16 protein-coding genes are annotated in these 17,748 nt (G+C 57.3%); 9 read left to right on the top strand and 7 right to left on the bottom strand.

Annotated features, from left to right (window positions below):
- Nucleotides 1-31: 31 nt before the first annotated feature.
- The 6 genes from AC2FLP_RS04340 (at nt 32) to AC2FLP_RS04365 (ending at nt 5,898) form a co-directional block, all read left to right on the top strand.
- The gene (locus tag AC2FLP_RS04340; RefSeq protein WP_496681763.1) at nt 32-601 is read left to right on the top strand and encodes a tetratricopeptide repeat protein; all 570 of its coding nucleotides are present in this window, start codon (nt 32-34) and stop codon (nt 599-601) included.
- Between the two features lie 23 nt (nt 602-624).
- Complete coding sequence (locus AC2FLP_RS04345) at nt 625-3,450, top strand: helicase-related protein (RefSeq protein ID WP_496681765.1); 2,826 nt, start codon at nt 625-627, stop codon at nt 3,448-3,450.
- Nucleotides 3,451-3,456: 6 nt separating this feature from the next.
- Nucleotides 3,457-3,822, top strand: coding sequence for an RNA-binding S4 domain-containing protein (locus AC2FLP_RS04350; protein WP_299896232.1), 366 nt, complete (start codon nt 3,457-3,459; stop codon nt 3,820-3,822).
- A gap of 66 nt (nt 3,823-3,888) precedes the next feature.
- The gene (fdxA, locus tag AC2FLP_RS04355; protein WP_117869283.1) at nt 3,889-4,227 is read left to right on the top strand and encodes a ferredoxin FdxA; all 339 of its coding nucleotides are present in this window, start codon (nt 3,889-3,891) and stop codon (nt 4,225-4,227) included.
- A gap of 282 nt (nt 4,228-4,509) precedes the next feature.
- A complete protein-coding gene (locus tag AC2FLP_RS04360; protein WP_117869282.1) occupies nt 4,510-5,019 on the top strand; it encodes a CarD family transcriptional regulator in 510 nt (169 codons plus the stop codon).
- A gap of 117 nt (nt 5,020-5,136) precedes the next feature.
- On the top strand, nt 5,137-5,898 hold the full coding sequence (locus AC2FLP_RS04365; protein ID WP_117869281.1) for an ion channel: 762 nt from the start codon (nt 5,137-5,139) through the stop codon (nt 5,896-5,898).
- Here AC2FLP_RS04365 and cobS read toward each other — a convergent pair.
- The gene (gene cobS / locus AC2FLP_RS04370; protein WP_496681770.1) at nt 5,895-6,659 is read right to left on the bottom strand and encodes an adenosylcobinamide-GDP ribazoletransferase; all 765 of its coding nucleotides are present in this window, start codon (nt 6,657-6,659) and stop codon (nt 5,895-5,897) included. The genes AC2FLP_RS04365 and cobS overlap by 4 nt on opposite strands.
- A 78-nt stretch (nt 6,660-6,737) precedes the next feature.
- Between cobS and cobT the strand changes: the two genes are divergently transcribed.
- Complete coding sequence (cobT, locus tag AC2FLP_RS04375) at nt 6,738-7,748, top strand: nicotinate-nucleotide--dimethylbenzimidazole phosphoribosyltransferase (RefSeq protein WP_117869280.1); 1,011 nt, start codon at nt 6,738-6,740, stop codon at nt 7,746-7,748.
- Nucleotides 7,749-7,778: 30 nt separating this feature from the next.
- Here the strand turns inward: cobT and AC2FLP_RS04380 are convergent, their stop codons facing one another.
- Both AC2FLP_RS04380 and AC2FLP_RS04385 read right to left on the bottom strand, forming a co-directional pair.
- Entirely contained in the window at nt 7,779-9,659 is a 1,881-nt protein-coding gene (locus AC2FLP_RS04380; protein ID WP_496681772.1) for a monovalent cation:proton antiporter-2 (CPA2) family protein, read from the bottom strand.
- A 20-nt stretch (nt 9,660-9,679) separates the two neighbouring features.
- Nucleotides 9,680-10,135, bottom strand: a complete 456-nt coding sequence (locus AC2FLP_RS04385) for an Lrp/AsnC family transcriptional regulator (protein ID WP_117869278.1) — start codon at nt 10,133-10,135, stop codon at nt 9,680-9,682.
- Nucleotides 10,136-10,282: 147 nt separating this feature from the next.
- On the opposite strand from AC2FLP_RS04385, the gene hppD reads away from it, so the two are divergent.
- Nucleotides 10,283-11,380 (top strand): 4-hydroxyphenylpyruvate dioxygenase, encoded by a 1,098-nt coding sequence (gene hppD, locus AC2FLP_RS04390; protein WP_117869277.1) that lies wholly within the window; start codon nt 10,283-10,285, stop codon nt 11,378-11,380.
- Nucleotides 11,381-11,468: 88 nt separating this feature from the next.
- Here the strand turns inward: hppD and AC2FLP_RS04395 are convergent, their stop codons facing one another.
- The gene (locus AC2FLP_RS04395) at nt 11,469-13,421 is read right to left on the bottom strand and encodes a hypothetical protein (protein WP_496681776.1); all 1,953 of its coding nucleotides are present in this window, start codon (nt 13,419-13,421) and stop codon (nt 11,469-11,471) included.
- A 155-nt stretch (nt 13,422-13,576) separates the two neighbouring features.
- Here AC2FLP_RS04395 and AC2FLP_RS04400 point away from each other — a divergent pair, with 155 nt between their 5' ends.
- On the top strand, nt 13,577-14,281 hold the full coding sequence (locus AC2FLP_RS04400; protein WP_496681778.1) for an SIMPL domain-containing protein: 705 nt from the start codon (nt 13,577-13,579) through the stop codon (nt 14,279-14,281).
- A 2-nt stretch (nt 14,282-14,283) separates the two neighbouring features.
- Here the strand turns inward: AC2FLP_RS04400 and AC2FLP_RS04405 are convergent, their stop codons facing one another.
- The 3 genes from AC2FLP_RS04405 to AC2FLP_RS04415 all read right to left on the bottom strand — a co-directional run bounded on the left by AC2FLP_RS04405 (nt 14,284) and on the right by AC2FLP_RS04415 (nt 17,357).
- Entirely contained in the window at nt 14,284-14,994 is a 711-nt protein-coding gene (locus AC2FLP_RS04405; protein ID WP_496681780.1) for a GNAT family N-acetyltransferase, read from the bottom strand.
- 2 nt (nt 14,995-14,996) lie between these two features.
- Nucleotides 14,997-16,289, bottom strand: a complete 1,293-nt coding sequence (locus AC2FLP_RS04410) for an O-acetylhomoserine aminocarboxypropyltransferase/cysteine synthase family protein (RefSeq protein WP_299896258.1) — start codon at nt 16,287-16,289, stop codon at nt 14,997-14,999.
- A gap of 72 nt (nt 16,290-16,361) precedes the next feature.
- A complete protein-coding gene (locus AC2FLP_RS04415) occupies nt 16,362-17,357 on the bottom strand; it encodes a GT-B fold glycosyltransferase domain-containing protein (protein ID WP_299896261.1) in 996 nt (331 codons plus the stop codon).
- Nucleotides 17,358-17,748 lie beyond the last annotated feature (391 nt).

Raw genomic sequence — 17,748 nt, forward strand, 5'->3', positions numbered from 1 at the left:
CCCCGGTCGCAACGCTACACTGACTATTGTTATGAGCATTGCACTTCACAATCTCAAAGGTACCGTTGCGGCACTTTTTGTCCTAGTCACGTTTTCCACCAATTGCGTCGCGCAACAGGCGGATTCGCGGGACGAGGGCGAGTTGTTGCAAAAACTGGCCCACTCGACGCCCGAACAGGCATTTGCCATTGATAGGCAATTGCAGGCTCTTTGGTCGCAATCCGGCTCGCCGTCAGCTGATCTGTTGCTGGAACGGGGCCGTGAAGCATTGGATGATGGCGAAGTCGACGCTGCACTGGATCACCTGACGGCACTGACGGATCACGCTCCTGGTTTTGCCGAAGGTTGGCATCTGCGCGCGTCTGCCTTTTTTGGCGTCGAGCGATTTGGTATGGCGGCTGCCGACCTGGAACATGTGCTGACCCTGAATCCAAATCACTATGAGGCGATTTACGGTCTGGGGCTGATCTTCGAAGTTATCGGGGAACCTCAGAAAGCCTACGAAGCATATTCTCGGGCCTTGGCTATACATCCCCATCATGAAGAAGTAACCAATGCCGTGAATCGGCTGAAGCCTCAGGTTGAAGGCAAGGCGCTGTAAGGCTCAAGGCGCAGGGGGCGAATGTGAGCGGGTCATCCCGAATCGTGGCCGTACTGGGCCCGACCAACACTGGTAAAACCCATTACGCTATTGATCGCATGCTGGGCCATCGGACCGGCGTGATCGGTCTGCCGTTGCGCCTGCTGGCGCGCGAGGTCTATGACAAGATCGTTGCGATCCGTGGGCCATCGGTCGTGGCGCTGGTTACGGGTGAAGAGCGGATTGTGCCGCCTCGCGCTCAATACTGGGTGTGTACCGTTGAAGCGATGCCGGAAGGCATGGGCGCAGACTTTGTTGCCATCGATGAGATACAGCTCTGTGCCGATCCTGAACGGGGTCACGTCTTCACCGACCGTCTTCTCAGGTCACGCGGTACGAACGAGACATTGCTCCTGGGCTCGGACACAATGCGTGGCCCCATTTCGGCGCTGGTCCCCCAGGCACAGTTCGTGCGGCGAGAGCGGATGTCGCAACTGGTTTACTCTGGCTCCAAGAAGATCAGCCGGATGCCCCCGCGCAGCGCCATCGTCGGATTCTCGGTAGAAAACGTCTATGCCATCGCCGAATTGTTGCGCCGCCAGAAAGGTGGTGCAGCGGTGGTTATGGGCGCGCTCAGCCCGCGTACACGGAATGCACAGGTAGACCTGTACCAAAACGGCGAGGTTGATTACCTGGTCGCCACGGACGCTATTGGGATGGGGTTGAATCTGGATGTGAACCACGTTGCGTTTTCATCCCTGTCCAAGTTCGATGGGCGCCGGATGCGTCCACTTGCGCCAAATGAGCTGGCGCAGATCGCGGGCCGGGCAGGTCGCGGTATGTCCGATGGTACCTTTGGCGTGACCGGAGAGGCCCCACCGCTGGACGAAGGGTTGGCTCAGGCGATCATGGACAGCCGGTTTGCGCCGATGAAAAAGGTGAACTGGCGAAATGCTGCCCTGAAGTTTGGCTCGATTGACGCGCTGATCGGTTCTCTTGAAGTCAGCCCAGATGATGAACACCTGATCAAAGCCCGCCCCGCCGACGACCTGAACGCGTTGAAATCGCTGTCGCAAGTGACCGAGGTCATAGCCCGTGCAAGCGACGGCCCGTCCATCCGCTTGCTGTGGGATGTGTGTAGAATCCCTGATTTTCGCGGTATCAGCCATGCAGAACACGCCAGTTTGCTTGAGGTGATCTACGGCCACCTGCATGAACGGGGATCTATTCCCGACGAATTCATGGCACGGCAGATCCGGCGGATCGATCAGACCCACGGCGATATCGACGCTTTATCTAAAAGATTGGCATATATTCGCACGTGGACATATGTTGCGCAGCGAAAAGGTTGGGTTCGTGACGAATCACATTGGCGCGACGAAACCCGCACTGTAGAAGACAGACTGTCTGACGCTCTACATGAGCGTCTAACGCAAAGATTTGTGGACCGGCGCACGTCTGTGTTGCTGCGCCGGCTCAAGCAGAAGGAGGCCCTTTTGGCCGAAGTAAATGATAAGGGTGAAGTGACCGTCGAAGGCGAATTCGTAGGTCGTTTGGAAGGGTTCCGGTTTACTCCGGACAAAAGCGCGCAGGGAACCGAGGCGAAAGCTCTGAAATCGGCATCCCTGCAAGCACTCGCGCCGCAATTCCATCTGCGCGCCGACCGCTTCTACAATGCGCCCGATACAGAAATTGATTTCACTGATCAGGGTGGCCTGATGTGGGGCGAATATGCCGTTGGCAAACTGGTTGCCGGGGCAGAACCTCTCAAACCTATTGTCGAGGTATTCGTTGACGAAGCCGCAGGGCCGGACGTCGAACAGAAAGTGCAGCGCCGGTTGCAGCATTTCATTGACCGAAAAGTAGCGGCATTGTTTGAGCCGTTGCTGAACCTGTCACGCGATGAGGAACTCAGCGGTCTTGCCAGAGGTTTTGCCTTCCGCATGGTCGAAGCGCTGGGCGTTCTGCCGCGCGCTCAGGTCGCACAAGAGGTCAAGGATCTCGATCAGGATGCCCGTGGTGCCTTGCGCAAACATGGTATCCGATTTGGCCAGTTCACCATCTTCATGCCGCTATTGCTGAAACCAGCCCCGACGCGTCTGCGTTTGGTGCTGTGGGCGTTGTCCAGTGGACTGCAGGAGTTTCCCGAAGCGCCACCACCCGGGCTGGTCACCGTGCCGGTCGCCAAGGATGCGCCGCAGGGTTATGACACCATGTGTGGCTACCGCGATGCAGGCGAGCGCTCGATCCGTATCGACATGCTGGAACGCTTGGCCGACATGCTGCGTGCTGAAGACAGCCGCGGCGGTTTCGAGGCCAAACCCGATATGCTGTCGATCACCGGGATGACGCTGGATCAGTTCGCCGATCTGATGCAGGGTCTGGGCTACAAGGCAGAACGTGGCGAACGCGCGAAAGTCAAACCTGCACCGGTCGAACAGCCTGCGGCAGATGCGGCTGACAAACCGACCGCCGAAGAGGCTCCGGCGAGTGAAGTCGCGGCGGAAGAGGTCGCCATACCCGCCGAGGCGGCAGACGAGGCCGCCGACAGCACCGAGGCGTCAGCCGAGGTTTCCGCAGAGAGTCTAGCCGCAGAACCTGTGTCAGACGAACCCGAAGTTGAAGTGTTCTATACCTTCACCTGGGCCCGTCAGCGACAGCCCAACCGGGCCCCGCGCCGTGAACAGGGGCAGGGCAAGGGCAAACCGCGTGGCAAACCGCAGGATGGCCGTGGCAAACCTCATGGCAAGAAGGGCGGCAAACCTCAGGGGGCCAAGACCTTCTCGTCACGGCCTCCGAAAAAGGAAAAGGCCATCGATCCCGACAACCCGTTTGCTGCTGCGCTGATGGGTTTGAAGGACGGTAACTGATCCGAAATGGCCGAGGCCAGGCTGCGGATCGATAAATGGTTGTGGCAGGCACGGTTCTTCAAGACCCGTAGCCTGGCCGCCAAACAGGTCAGCGGCGGTTATGTCAGGCTGAACGGAGACCGGGTGCGGAAACCGGCGCAAGCTGTGGCTCCCGGTGACGTTCTGACGTTTCCACAGGGCCGCATTGTTCGTGTCATACGCGTGGAAAAACTGGGTGAACGCCGTGGTCCGGCACCCGAAGCGCAAATGCTGTATTTCGATATGACCGAAAAACAGGACGTCCCGCCTAAAAATCCGGAGTTCGAGGGAAAAGGTCGTCCGACTAAGAAAGACCGTCGCGCACTTGATCTTTCTCGCACAGAAGATCGCTGATCTTATCTTGAAGAGTAGGCCAGACTGAATTAGCTAAACGCTCAAACCGCAAACGGGAATCCGATCATGACCTATGTTGTCACCGAAAACTGTATCGCTTGCAAATACACCGACTGCGTCGAGGTGTGCCCGGTGGACTGTTTCTATGAAGGTGAGAACACATTGGTAATTCACCCCGACGAATGCATTGACTGCGGTGTTTGCGAGCCGGAATGTCCGGCAGATGCGATCCGTCCCGATACCGAGCCAGGCATGGAGCAATGGGTCGAATTCAATCGCAAGTTCTCGGAAATATGGCCCGTGATCGTTACCAAGAAAGACCCGCTTCCCGACGCCGAAGAACACGATGGTGAAGAAGGTAAAATGGAGAAGTATTTCTCGGAGGCGCCTGGCGAAGGCGGCTAAGCGATTCGCGCTCATATCCCTGTTTTCTGCACAAGGAATGCAGCATAACCAGTTGAAAACAGGATAAATATGAAAAATTCCCGTGGGGTAAACTTTCGGGTGTCGTGTTTTTGTGATATACTCTGTACCTGTATGATGACCGAGATTGGGATGCGCTCCACAAGTATGCTCACTTTGGAGTTCTGAATTTTTGACAATATCGCCGCCTGTCGGGGCTGAAACAGTCCCCGCATGTGGTGTTTTTGTTGTCTGTGTCCCGTCCGTAAGCAAGGAAAAAACTGAATGACAAAGTCGAAAAAGCTCGAGTTCCGCCCGAACGACTATGTTGTCTACCCCGCACATGGCGTAGGCCAGATCATCTCGATCGAAGAACAGGATGTCGCGGGGTTCTCTCTGGAGCTGTTCGTCATCTCATTTGAGAAAGACAAGATGACGTTGCGTGTGCCGACGAACAAGGCTACCGAATCCGGCCTGCGGTCGCTCAGCTCACCCGATGTGATCAGCCAGGCGATGAAAACGCTGAAAGGCAAGGCGAAGGTTAAGCGCGCCATGTGGTCCCGGCGTGCGCAGGAATATGAGCAGAAAATCAACTCTGGCGACCTGATTTCGATTGCGGAGGTGGTCCGCGATCTGCATCGTACGGACGATCAGCGCGAGCAGAGCTATTCCGAGCGTCAGCTATACGAAGCGGCCTTGGAGCGTCTGACCCGCGAGGTCGCGGCCGTTTCTGGTGCAGGCGAAGTATCCGCCGCCAAACAGGTAGACGAAGTTCTGACCTCACGCGCTGCCTGATAGCGAACTCTGTGAAAAAACGGGCCGCTCCAAGTTTGGGGCGGCCTTTTTCGTGACTTGGTGAATTGCCTAAGTGCCGCTAATTTCACTGTAGATGCAGCAAGCTACAGGGCGGACATGAAGCAAACAGTTAGATATCTGTATATCGGACATGACCCGATTTCGGTCTGGTTTCGGTATGCGCTGATCCTGTTCGATGTTACGACAATCGTTTTCTTTGTCGCGACGGCACATGTCCCTCACGGTCCCGGCTTGGTCCTTGCAAGCCAGTTGATCGGTTTTTTGATTTTGTTGGACTTCTCTGCGCGGCTTTGGATTTCAAAAGACCGCTGGAAGCTGCTGCGCCAGATTTATACGCTGGCGGATATTGTCGTTATCATGTCGTTGGTTCTGGATCCGTTTCTGACGGGCAACCTGGCTTTCCTGAGGATTCTGCGTGCCCTGCGCTTGATCCACTCATACCATCTGCTCAGGGACTTGCGACGCGACAGCAGCTTTTTTCGCACCCATGAAGACGCGGTGATTGCAGCGATCAATCTGATGGTTTTTGTCTTTGCCACCTCTACGGCGGTTTTGGTGTTCTTTATTCCGGAAGACGCACAGACGCCTTACATAGACGCGCTGTATTTCACCATGGCCACCCTGACCACAACTGGTTTCGGTGACATCACGCTGAGCACCCCCTGGGGGAAGCTGTTCTCGGTTTTCATCATGGTCGTGGGTGTCGCGTTGTTTGTCCGTTTGGCGCAGGCGATCTTTATGCCGCAGAAAGTACGTCACAAATGCCCAAGCTGCGGGTTGTATCGGCATGATCCGGATGCCGTGCATTGCAAGCATTGTGGTGGAACACTGCGGATCGAAACTGGCGGCGCGTCCTAAATCCGGGCGCTGATGGCAAGCAGAAACGCGATCTCTGCCAGTTGTTGTGATGCCCCAAGTATGTCCCCGGTCTGGCCACCGATTTTCTTGCGCGCTATCAACGCCAAGATGGCTGCTACCAAGGCAGCAGAGAAGATGGCGGTGATCGCCATACCCCCGCACAGGAAAACGGCGATTAGAACGGCCAGGCCCAGGGACATGCTGACCGAAATCGTGCTGGGGGTTCCCACCGAATGGCTCAGCCCGGATTTTCTGGCGTTCGGCAGGGATGCCATCAAAACCGGCATCAGGGCGCGTGAACACGCGCAAGCCGCCAGAATCGTCCAAATCGATCCGCTTGCCAAAATCGCGGCAACTGCCAAAACCCGAGCAAGCTGAGAGATAACCAAAGCAAGAACACCATAGGTTCCGGTCTGGCTGTCTTTCATGATTTCAAGTCGGCGTTCGGGGGTGAATCCGCCCCAGAGGCCGTCGAACGTATCTGCCAGACCGTCCTCGTGCATTGCACCCGTCATCATGATCAATGTCGCAACCAACAAGATCGCAGCAACCAACGGGGACAGATGAAAGACCATTGCCAGCCATCCAACCATACAGGCAATCCCTCCGACGACCAGCCCGGCGACGGGGAAGGCCCATGCCGCCTGTGCCTGCCGTCTGAACACAGGTTCAGGCAACCGGGGCAGGGGCAGGCGGGTCAGCAGCACCAGCGCCAGCGGAATATCCCACAGGGAAAAGGGTTTGGTGTCGTTTTTTTGCACGCCCGTGCCTTTCGGGGTCTTGTTGGATTCAATGCTTCGGTTAAACACACAGGACCACTCTGATGCAATGAGGCTTTCATGTTGCCTGAACTGAATGATTTGAACGCGTTCCGCGCTGCGCTCGCAGCTGCTCCGGGGCCGGATGCCACCGCGGCGCAGGGCGCGGCAGAGCGAAACGGACAACTGACGAAACCCCCCGGTGCGCTGGGGCGACTTGAAGATTTGGCTATCTGGTACGCAGGATGGCGAGGAGATGCCCGGCCACAGATAACGGCGCCACAGGTCATTGTCTTTGCAGGAAACCACGGAGTCACTGGACAGGGGGTCTCGGCTTTTCCGTCGGAAGTGACCGTGCAAATGGTGATGAACTTCGAACATGGCGGTGCGGCGATCAACCAACTGGCCCGGGCTGCGGGTGCGGCGATGGATGTACACGCACTGGATCTGGACAACCCGACCGCAGATTTCACCCAGGCACCGGCCATGACGGAAGCCGAATTGCTGGACGCGCTGCGTACCGGCTGGCAAGCCGTGGATCAGCAGGCTGACCTGTTGGTCGTGGGCGAGATGGGCATTGGCAACACCACCCCGGCTGCCGCCATTGCCTGCGCGCTGTTCGGTGGTGACGCGTCTGATTGGACGGGTCGCGGGACGGGCGTCGATGATGCAGGTCTGACCAACAAGACCCGTGTAGTGGCCGAAGGTGTAGCCTTGCACAGGTCAGAGGATGGCCTGGAAATCCTGCGCTGCCTCGGAGGGCGTGAGATCGCAGCGATGGCCGGGGCGATTGCCGCGGCGCGAGTATTGCGCATTCCTGTGATCCTTGATGGGTTCATCTGCTCGGCCGCCGCTGCCTGCCTGTGGAGGCTGTCGGATACCGCACTGGATCACGCCGTGGCAGGCCACCAAAGCGCCGAGGCTGCGCATGGCGCCGTGTTGGCGAAGCTGGGCAAGGAACCGCTGTTGAGCCTTGGTCTCCGGCTGGGTGAAGGGTCGGGCGGGGCTCTGGCGATCAACATTCTCAAAAGCGCCGTGGCCTGCCATTCCGGTATGGCGACCTTTGCCGAGGCAGGGGTATCTGACGGCTGAGTACTTGCGTGACCCGGGCACAGACCTGGGTCAGGCGGATTTCTTGGCGTGCTTTTCAGCCAGTTCCAGCAGCGCGGTTTCCAGATCTTTTTCCAGTTGCTGCGCGCGCTCGATGTACTTCTTGTTTTCCGCTGTTGGCAAACCCGGGACCCAAAGCTCGGCCAGATCGCGAACTGACATCCGGTCATGGTGGTAAAAGGTCTGCTCCGCCTGCGCGGCTTCGTATTCACTCAACCCGATATTCTCCAGAACATAGCGGCCTGCGCGCAGCGAGCTGTCGAACAGTTCCCGCACGATGTCATTGGCACCAGCCTGATAAAGCTCATACACATGGGTACGATCTCGGGCGCGGGCGATGATGTGCAAGTCAGGGCGCTGCCGTCTGGCAAAACTGACGAGCCGTGTGACTTGCTTGTGGTCATCCATAGCAGCCACAAGGACCGACGCTTTTTCCAACCCCGCAGCGCGCAGCAACTCGGGGCGAGTGGGATCGCCCAGAAAGCCTTTGACGCCGAAACGGCGCATCAGCTGAATTGTTTCGATGTTGTGGTCCAGTACAACCGTCTTGAAACCGCTGGCCCGCACCAGCCGGTTTACAATCTGTCCGAACCGGCCAATCCCGGCAATGATGACGGGGCCTTTTTCATCAATCTCGTCCGGTACAGGTTCTTTGGAGGTGTCGCCGATCTTTCGAGACAGAAGATCGTAGATGATAAACAGAAGCGGTGTGATCAGCATCGTCAGAGCGATGATCATCAGCAGTTTTTGGGACAGGTCGGGGGGTATGACATTCTGTTGCGTTGAAAATGCCAGCAGGACAAAGCCAAACTCACCGGCTTGCGCCAGCCCCAACGTGAACAGCCAGTGATCGCGCGCATGCAGCTTGAACGCCTTGCCAACGAGATACAGGATGATCCCTTTTGCAAGGATCAAAAGAAGCGCCAGACCGATCAGGTCAAGGGGGTCATCGAAGAAATACGCAACATCAATACCGGCACCGACCGTTATAAAGAAAAGCCCGAGCAATAGCCCTTTGAATGGCTCAAGGTCGCTTTCCATTTCGTGCCTGAACTCGGAACTGGCCAGAACCACGCCCGCCAGAAAAGCGCCAAGGGCAGGGGAAAGGCCGACGAGGGTCATCAGGAAGGAAATCCCGACCACGATCATTAGCGCCAGAGCGGTATACATCTCGCGCAGGCGGGTCGCGTGGATGAAGCGAAACAGCGGGCGGGTCAGGTAGACACCGGCCAGAATGACAAACACAACTGCGCCGATCGTGACCAGCGTGACGGCCCAACCCGGCAAACCTTCGACCAGAGAAAGGCTGTGATGGTCCGCGCCGTGAAGATCACCGGCCCCGCGGTCGATCGAACCATCCGATTCGATATGAGGCATGGCCGGCAAGGCCAGAAGTGGCAGCAAGGCCAAGATCGGAATGACCGCAATGTCCTGTGTCAGCAGTACCGAAAATGTAGCTCGACCGCCATTTGTCTGCATCAGACCCTTTTCCGACAGGGTCTGAAGAACGATTGCTGTAGAGGACAGCGACAAGGTCAGCCCGACGGCCAGAGCAACCGACCACGGGTGGTTCGCATAGATTGCCACGGCAGCGATCGCAACCGTTGACAACGCAACCTGCAACCCGCCCAACCCCAGCAACTTGTCACGCATATCCCAAAGCGCGCGCGGCTCCAGTTCAAGGCCAATCAGGAACAGCATCATCACCACGCCGAATTCGGCAACGTGCTGAAGGTTTTCCGTTTCCGCACCGACAAGCCCGAGAACAGGGCCAATGATGATCCCGGCGGCCAGGTATCCCAGAACCGATCCCAAGCCTAGCCTCGCAGACAGGGGAACGGCGATGACTGCCGCTGCCAGATAGATCGAAGCCTGGTATAGGAAAACGTCCATTTGTGTCCTCTCGGGCCCGTTCAGGTGGGCAGGGGCGCGTCGCGTTTCAGTTGATCCATTACGATCTGGCTCTGAACTCTTGCAACGGCAGGATGCGGCAGGATGACCGAATGTAGCAAGCTGTTGAGGGCGGAAAGATCGTCACAGTAGATATGCAGCAGGTAATCTGCCTCTCCGGTCATCGTCCATGCGCTGGTAATTTCGGGGCGGGTATCGACCATGCGGGCAAAGCTTGCGGATTGTTCAGGGCCATGAGTACCCAGATGAACCTGAACAAAGCCTTGCACGTGAAGACCCAGTTTCAGCGGGTCAAGCCGGGCGGCATACCCGGTGATGTACCCTTCGGCCTCAAGCCGTTGTCGGCGACGTCCTGCCTGACTGGGCGACAGGTTCAGCATCTCGCCCAGTTGGTGTGCGGTCAGATGCGCGTCCTTCTGCAGGGCGGAGAGCAATCGCTTGTCGGTCGCGTCCAGCATGTGCGGAAGAATCCTGACTTTAATAACTTTTATGCGCGTTTTGCGCGCCTAACGGCAGTCTACAAGAAAACAATGCGCAGAAACAGCGCCAAAAAAGTCGTATTTTTGAATCAGCAAAGAAATTCCTGTTCTCGAAGGAGACGCGCCATGGGTCCTTTCCCGCACAACGCACCGAAATCTGTTATCAGCGAAGAAAACCCTGCCGGTACCGATGGGTTTGAATTCGTCGAGTTTGCCCATCCTGAACCGCAGGAGCTGCGTGATCTGTTCGCAAAGATGGGGTTTGACCTGGTGGCCCGCCATAAAGACAAACCTGCCATCGAACTGTGGCAGCAAGGGGATGTCACCTATATTCTCAACGCTGACCCTGACAGTTTCGCGGAAAAGTTCGTGGCTGAACACGGCCCGTGCGCTCCTTCTATGGGCTGGAGAGTCGTGGACGCGCAGAAAGCATATGACCATGCGGTATCAAAGGGTGCAGAACCTTACAACGGTGCCGACAAGACCATGAATGTGCCTGCGATCAAGGGCATCGGCGGATCATTGATCTATTTCATTGATCAGTACTACGACACGTCGCCCTACAATCAGGAATTCGAGTGGATCAAAGAATCCAAACCACGGGGTGTGGGGTTCTTCTATCTCGATCACCTGACGCACAACGTCTACAAGGGCAACATGGACAAGTGGTTCAAGTTCTACGGCGACCTGTTCAACTTTCGCGAAATCCGCTTCTTTGACATTCAGGGCAAGTTCACCGGGCTTTTCAGCCGCGCGCTGACATCTCCCTGTGGCCGCATCCGTATTCCGATCAACGAAGATCGCGGTGAAACGGGTCAGATCGTGTCTTATCTTAAGAAATACAAAGGTGAAGGCATTCAGCATATCGCCGTCGGCAGTGACGACATTTACGCCTCGACCGATGCAATTGCGGAAAACGGCCTGAAATTCATGCCGGGCCCGAACAAGGCGTACTACGAAATGTCCAAGACCCGCGTGGCCGACCACGATGAGCCGCTGGACCGGATGATGAAACACGGCATCCTGATCGATGGCGAAGGTGTCGTTGATGGGGGTGAGACCCGGATCTTGCTACAGATATTCTCGAAGACTGTCATCGGTCCGATCTTCTTCGAGTTCATTCAGCGCAAAGGTGACGACGGTTTCGGCGAGGGGAATTTCCAGGCGCTATTCGAATCCATCGAACGCGAACAGATCGAAAGCGGCGAGATTTCCGCAGCCTGATTGAAACGCACTGGCACGCCGGGGGCTGTTCATCTGCCTCCGGCGCTTTTATGTGACAGTTGTTGCGTCAAAAGATCGGTTGCCGGTTTCAGCTGCGCGGCATCGCCAGCGTCACGTTTCGACCCTTTTTCTGATACCGAAGTTCACTGTCACTGATCGCAATGACCTTGCCGCCGTCAATGCGGTCTCCGACTTTCAGCTTCTTGTAACGCCCGCTGGGAAGCCGCACCAATGCGCGTCTGTTGGCTGGCGTTCCGTAGACTCCGATCAGGTTCAGCCTGCGCAGATTGATTGCGTTGTCGATCGTGGCTTGTCGTGCGACGGACGCGGTCGAGGGGATTTTGGGTGCGACGGTCTTTGGTTGGAACGACCCTGCTTCATCAGATGTCTGATCCAATGCTGCCGTAGACCCCAGATTTGAACTGCTTGAAGCGGGTGTTTTGGCAGGGGCCAACCCGGCTGGACGGGACTTGGGGCGCGGGACTCTGACGACAGCCAAAGCGGTTGGTGCTTCGTCAACTTGCGGCTGAACCTGAAGGCTTTCGGGGCGCTCTTTGGGCCGCTTGCTCGCCAGCTCTTCCAATGACCGGCCACCCAGCTGGCCGCGCTCAAAATTCTCAACCAGATCGGAGGGGCGTGGCTTGGGGCGAATTCCGGCCAACCTGCCGTCGGCTTCGTCAACCAGCGGTTCTTCTTCGAAACGAACCGGAGTTTCAGGGGGAACCTTGGAGGGGCGCCCCAGAAAAACAATGACCCCATCCGGATTCACGGTGCCATCCGGTGTTGGCACGACCAGTCCGTTCTCATCCAGATCAAATCGTGTGCCAGCAATGTTTGGGGATACGTCGGGTTTGAAAGGAGCGTCAGTGTCAAAACTGGGGTCGGGAGGCAAGGCAACCGCATCGGTGAACAGATCGGAGTTGTCAAGCGATGCCAGATAAAACTCCTGCGGTTCCACGGTCTCCGGTATTTCCGGTGCTGCAGGCGCGGTTGTGTTGACGCCCGTAACGGCCAGTATATCCTTCTGTGTCGCGGGGTCCTGAGCGACGGATTCCACCGGGGTAGGGGCAACCTTGAGGGCTTCCAGAATTGCTGCGTCTGTAGCGGTCAGATCCGGCTGCGCATCGGTCTCCGCCTCTGAGACGTTGGTTTGAGGCTCTTCAGGATCATCGGTGGCAAGATCCGGAACTACTTCCTGCGGGTCCTCCAGCGCGGCCGTGTCCGGCTCTGGTTCGGGCGTGGGTCCTGGGGTTGGTTCTGGGGTCGAAACCTCGACCGGCGCAGGGCTCTGTTCCGCCTGATCCTTTTCAGAGCCGAACCCCATTGCCAGCCATGAGCCAACAAGTCCGCCAACAAGCAGCACAGCGGCAAAGACAGGAATGGCAGACCGGTTTACCCCCGCAGGCCCATCAACGTTCATACCCGTGGTTTCCGTGGGCACGCGGAAAGCCTCGGGCGCGGTGGTGCCGGCAATAGGATGGGTGGGCAGGCCGGACGTATTGGCCTGTTCAGGAGCGTCCGTTTCTGCCAGTGCAGGCTGGTCTTCCGGGTGTGAACCCTCGGAACTGTCTGAGGTTTCGCGGAACACCGCCTCGCGCGGGAACGCGCCCTCGTGACCTTCGGCGGTGAACGTCACCACCACAAAACCATGTTCCGAGGCAAAGGTTCGCGCTTCGGCCAGAGTTTCAACCGCGACGGCAGAAACATAGGTCGTGTCACCTTCGGTCTGGCTGTCATAACTCAGTTCTGACAGGGCGTAAGGTGTGGCTTCCACCAGAGCATTCTTGATACGTTCCGTCCGGTCTTTTGGGGGCAACCCATCGGTCGATAGCTGTAGAAACCGAACCTGATCCGCCGGCAGCACAAGCTTGCAGCTCAGATCATTTTCCAGCGCAAATGCCTTTTCCCGCAACGCCTGCATCTGTCCGGACAAGTCCGGAACATCCAGCGGAATCGTACCGATGACGAACCAGTCGTCATCCGAACGGTGGTGCAGTGTTATTCCGGTCGTAGAAAAAGACAGCGCAAAGGCGGGTTTCATATTCCGGAGGAACCATAATTATCAACGTCAATGCAAACGACTTTGCGTGTGCAGACCGACATTAAAGCAGGAACCCGCCGAGGGAAAGAAAAAGGCAACCTCTCCTCTTGTATGGCCAAGCCCTGCCAACCCATCTTGGAACAGAACAACTTGGAGTGATAACCTTGAAGACATTCGCTTTTCTGGCCGCGATGATGGCGGCAACGGCCGCTGGAGCAGCCCATGCGGAAGAACGTCGCATCAACGTTGATGCAACCGGGACCGTGCAGGTCGCACCCGATATGGCGACGATCACGCTGGGCGTAACAAACGAAAACGCAGAAGCCTCGGCTGCGATGCAGGCAACGTCGGATGCCGTTTCCAAAGTCCTGGCGCGCCTGACCGAGATGGGTATCGAAGATCGTGACGTCCAGACACGGGACCTGTCATTGTCGCCCGTTTGGTCGGGTCGTCATGGACAGAATGGGGAGAAGCCTGAAATCACCGGCTTTACAGCGTCCAACCGCGTGTTTGTGCGCGTGCGTGACCTGACCCAATTGGGGAAAATCATGGACGCGGTCATTCAGGACGGCGCCAATGATTTCGGGGGCTTGAGCTTTGGCGTACAGGATCCCAAACCGATCGAAGCGCAAGCCCGCGCCAAAGCCGTCGGTGAAGCCACTGCCAAGGCAGAACAATTGGCGCAGTCAGCGGGCGTAACGCTCGGCCCGGTTCAATCCATATCCGAACAAACGGCCGGTATCCGTCCGATGGCCGAAATGCGCGCCATGAGCATGGCGGATGCGGGTGGTGTTCCCGTTGCAGGCGGAGAGGTCTCGGTTACCGTCAGTGTCTCGATGGAATTCGAGATTTCGGAATAAGATCAAGCTTTCGCACGGGCCATCAGCGGTTTACGCTGCTGGCCCTTGCTGTCAAAATTGTCGGGCGACAGCCAGGATTCGAATGCATCGCGGATGCGCGGCCATTCAGTGTCGATGATCGCGTACCATGCCGTGTCCCTGTTGCGGCCCTTGTAATGGGTCGCCTGCCGGAACACCCCTTCGAAAGTAAATCCCAGCCGTTCAGCGGCACTGCGTGACGGTGCATTCAGCGCATCACATTTCCACTCATACCGGCGATAGCCAAGCTCGTCGAAAACCCGCTTCATCATGAGGTACATGACCTCTGTCGATTGCGGCTTGCGCTGCAGCAGCGGGGAAAAGTGGATATGCCCAACTTCGATGGCGCCAGCTGCGGGTTCGATCCTCAGATAAGATGCCATGCCCACCGGCACCTCGTCCGCATCCAATACAGTATGAAACATCGGGTCCGCATCCATGCAGTTGGCACGGACCCAGTCTTCAAACTGCGGCTCACTGTCAAACGGGCCATAGGGCAGGTATGTCCAGTTACGACCATCCCTGTCATTTGCAAACGCCCGGAACAGTCCGGGCGCATGTCTGTTCACATCAAGGGGCACGACAGAACAATACTGTCCTGCCATCGGTGTATACGGGGGTGTCGGGCGTGGAAAGTCACCCGACACCGGCAAGCCAATGGGCTGGCCCAGTGCGTTTGTGTCGTGCCTGGTCATTGTCAGGCGCTGGCTTTAGCCAGAGCTTGATCAAGATCCGCGATCAGGTCGTTCACGTCCTCGATCCCGATGGAAACACGCACCACGCCCGGACCTGCGCCGGCAGCCTCCTGCTGTTCCGGCGTCAGTTGTCGGTGGGTGGTCGAGGCCGAGTGAATGATCAGCGAGCGTGCGTCACCCAGATTGGCCACATGGCTGAAAATCTCAAGGGCGTTGACCAGTTTGATACAGGCGTCATAGCCACCCTTCACCGCAAAGGTGAACAATGCACCGGCGCCACGTGGATATTGTGACTTGACCCGGTCCTTGTAAGGCGATGACGGCAATCCCGCATAGGTGACGTATTCCACCCGGTCATCCGCTTCCAGCCACGCAGCGATTTTCTGGGCGTTTTCAACGTGACGCTCCATCCGCAGCGACAGTGTTTCGATTCCCATCAGCGTGTAATGGGCTGCCTGTGGGTTCATTGTCATACCCAGATCGCGCAGGCCAATGGCAATACCGTGGAACGTGAAGGCCAGCGGGCCAAAGGTCTCGTGGAACTTCAGGCCGTGATACGCTGGTTCAGGTTCGCTCAGTGACGGGAATTTGTCATTCGCGGACCAGTCGAATGTGCCCGAATCCACGATGCACCCGCCAGTGACAGTGCCGTTGCCGGTCAGGTACTTGGTGGTCGAATGCACAACCAGCGTCGCACCGTGCTCAATCGGGCGGCACAGGTAAGGCGTGGCTGAGGTGTTGTCGACGATCAGCGGGATGCCCGCAGCATCAGAAACGTCTGCCAACGCACGAATATCAGTCACATAACCGCCAGGGTTGGCGATGGATTCGCAGAAAACCGCGCGGGTGTTTTCGTCGATGGCAGCTTTCACGGCATCCAGATCATCGGTGTCCACGAATTTTGCCGACCAGCCAAAACGTTTGATCGTCTGGCTGAACTGCGTGACCGTACCGCCATACAGACGGGTCGAGGCGACAACGTTGCAACCCGGTCCCATCAACGGGAACAGCGCCATGATCTGTGCTGCATGCCCGGACGAGCAGCAGACTGCGCCGACGCCGCCCTCAAGCGTGGCCACGCGTTCCTGCAGAACGGCGACGGTTGGGTTGGTCAGGCGGGAATAGATAAAGCCCACCTCTTGCAGGTTGAACAAGGCCGCTGCGTGGTCCGCATCGCGGAACACATAGGCAGTTGTCTGATAAATCGGTGTCTGGCGCGCTCCGGTCGCCGGGTCGGGGCGGGCGCCCGCATGAATTTGCAATGTGTCGAAACCGTAGGTCGGGCCGTCAGACATCTTGAAAATCTCCTGTTGGTATCTGTCTTGCGGAATCTGTAGGCCATTGCCCGCCTGCGCACAACGATCCTGTCAGCGCAGCCAGAGGCCTTTGCTTTTGATCGCGTTGCGCAGCGCTTGCTCCCGTCGCGGCAGGTTGTCCTGATCAAACAGGCCGCGGATTTTCGCGCCTTTCCCCTGAAGAACCAGCTTTTTCAGCGGATCATACTGTTTGAGCACTTTTTTGACTTTGTTGGGGGCCACGACGGTTTCCAGCACATCGATCACGTGATCGCTTTCGCGGGCATAAAGCAAAGGGAACAGGCGATAGTGGCAGCTGACGGAACCGTCCAGAAGCCCGTCAGGCAAAGCATCCCGCCCGCCGCCGAAATAATGAATGACCAGCGGCAGGGCCGCCTGATCCAGCCATGGGTCAAGGTTCTGGCCCGTCAATTCGGGAATGTTTTCGTCCCGGATCGTTCTTGCGTAGTCCAGGTACCGTTCACCGAAAATCCTGGGGCATTTGTAAAAGAAGTAACCCGCGTTGAAGTAAAGGTAGCGCCGCCAGTAACCAAGGGGTTGGTCAGCATCCACAGAGCTTTCGAAATCCAGCCCGAAGCGCGCATAAAGCGCCCGCCAGATACCGTCAAAGCCGGGGCCGTACAGCGTCGGCTTTGGCCACGTGCCCTCGACCTTCAATGAGGCTCCGGGGCGGTCGAAATCGAACGGAACGCTTGTGATGTCACCGGTGATCAGCGTGTCCGTGTCGAAGAACACAAAAGGTTCACCCTCTGGCAGGGCCAACAAAGCCTCGATCTTGTTGCCATGAGGGTAGCTTTCGCCAAAAACATGCGAGTCGAATGGCAGGATTTCGACATCCAACTGGTTCAGGGCCCTCAGAACGTCCTCGTCCTGAATGCTGGGGTCGTGCTTCCAGCGCGGGCCTGGGTTGGGTGTGGCGACAAACAACCTGCCCTTGAACTCAGGTGAGCAATGGCGAAGCGAGGCCGCGAACAACAGGGCCTCGTATTGCAGGCGGTTGTTTTGCCCGACAACCGCGATGTTGAAATTCTGAGAACTTGCCTGCATCTGTGCCCATTCCTGAAAGCTGCCGGAACCGGCACCCTTGGTCCGGATTACAGCAAGCGGAGTGGGGCGTCAAAAGCCGATAGTTTGATTTTTCATCATCTATGTCATTCCCTTCACCGGGCCGAGGAAGGGTTCGCGCAAGGTGATCTTTGCAGACATCTCGAGGGTTTCACAGTCCATATGGAAGGGAGAAATCGGCGACGTGCCATGCTCAGGGGTCCGTTTTTTTGATCCCCGCACACCCTGAAGGCGGGTGTATTTCTGTCAAATCCGAACACCGGCCCCAGTTATACGTCGTTTTTTGTGTTCAGTTCGCGGGTGAAGCGCCTGAGAATGCAGGTGTTTTGACTGGGCTTGTCATTTTTTGATCATTTGGCAAATTTTACCAATT

It is taken from the genome of Ruegeria sp. CDSA141 (assembly GCF_059612005.1).

Excerpts from the sequence above, each read along its gene's own strand:
- AC2FLP_RS04350 (WP_299896232.1), top strand. The coding sequence starts at position 3,457 with ATGGCCGAGGCCAGGCTGCGGATCGATAAATGGTTGTGGCAGGCACGG.
- AC2FLP_RS04415 (WP_299896261.1), bottom strand. The coding sequence starts at position 17,357 with ATGCAGGCAAGTTCTCAGAATTTCAACATCGCGGTTGTCGGGCAAAAC.
- AC2FLP_RS04395 (WP_496681776.1), bottom strand. The coding sequence starts at position 13,421 with ATGAAACCCGCCTTTGCGCTGTCTTTTTCTACGACCGGAATAACACTG.
- AC2FLP_RS04385 (WP_117869278.1), bottom strand. The coding sequence starts at position 10,135 with ATGCTGGACGCGACCGACAAGCGATTGCTCTCCGCCCTGCAGAAGGAC.
- AC2FLP_RS04410 (WP_299896258.1), bottom strand. The coding sequence starts at position 16,289 with ATGTCTGACGGCCCGACCTACGGTTTCGACACATTGCAAATTCATGCG.
- AC2FLP_RS04340 (WP_496681763.1), top strand. The coding sequence starts at position 32 with ATGAGCATTGCACTTCACAATCTCAAAGGTACCGTTGCGGCACTTTTT.
- AC2FLP_RS04380 (WP_496681772.1), bottom strand. The coding sequence starts at position 9,659 with ATGGACGTTTTCCTATACCAGGCTTCGATCTATCTGGCAGCGGCAGTC.
- cobT (WP_117869280.1), top strand. The coding sequence starts at position 6,738 with ATGTTGCCTGAACTGAATGATTTGAACGCGTTCCGCGCTGCGCTCGCA.
- AC2FLP_RS04365 (WP_117869281.1), top strand. The coding sequence starts at position 5,137 with ATGAAGCAAACAGTTAGATATCTGTATATCGGACATGACCCGATTTCG.
- AC2FLP_RS04360 (WP_117869282.1), top strand. The coding sequence starts at position 4,510 with ATGACAAAGTCGAAAAAGCTCGAGTTCCGCCCGAACGACTATGTTGTC.
- hppD (WP_117869277.1), top strand. The coding sequence starts at position 10,283 with ATGGGTCCTTTCCCGCACAACGCACCGAAATCTGTTATCAGCGAAGAA.
- AC2FLP_RS04405 (WP_496681780.1), bottom strand. The coding sequence starts at position 14,994 with ATGACCAGGCACGACACAAACGCACTGGGCCAGCCCATTGGCTTGCCG.
- fdxA (WP_117869283.1), top strand. The coding sequence starts at position 3,889 with ATGACCTATGTTGTCACCGAAAACTGTATCGCTTGCAAATACACCGAC.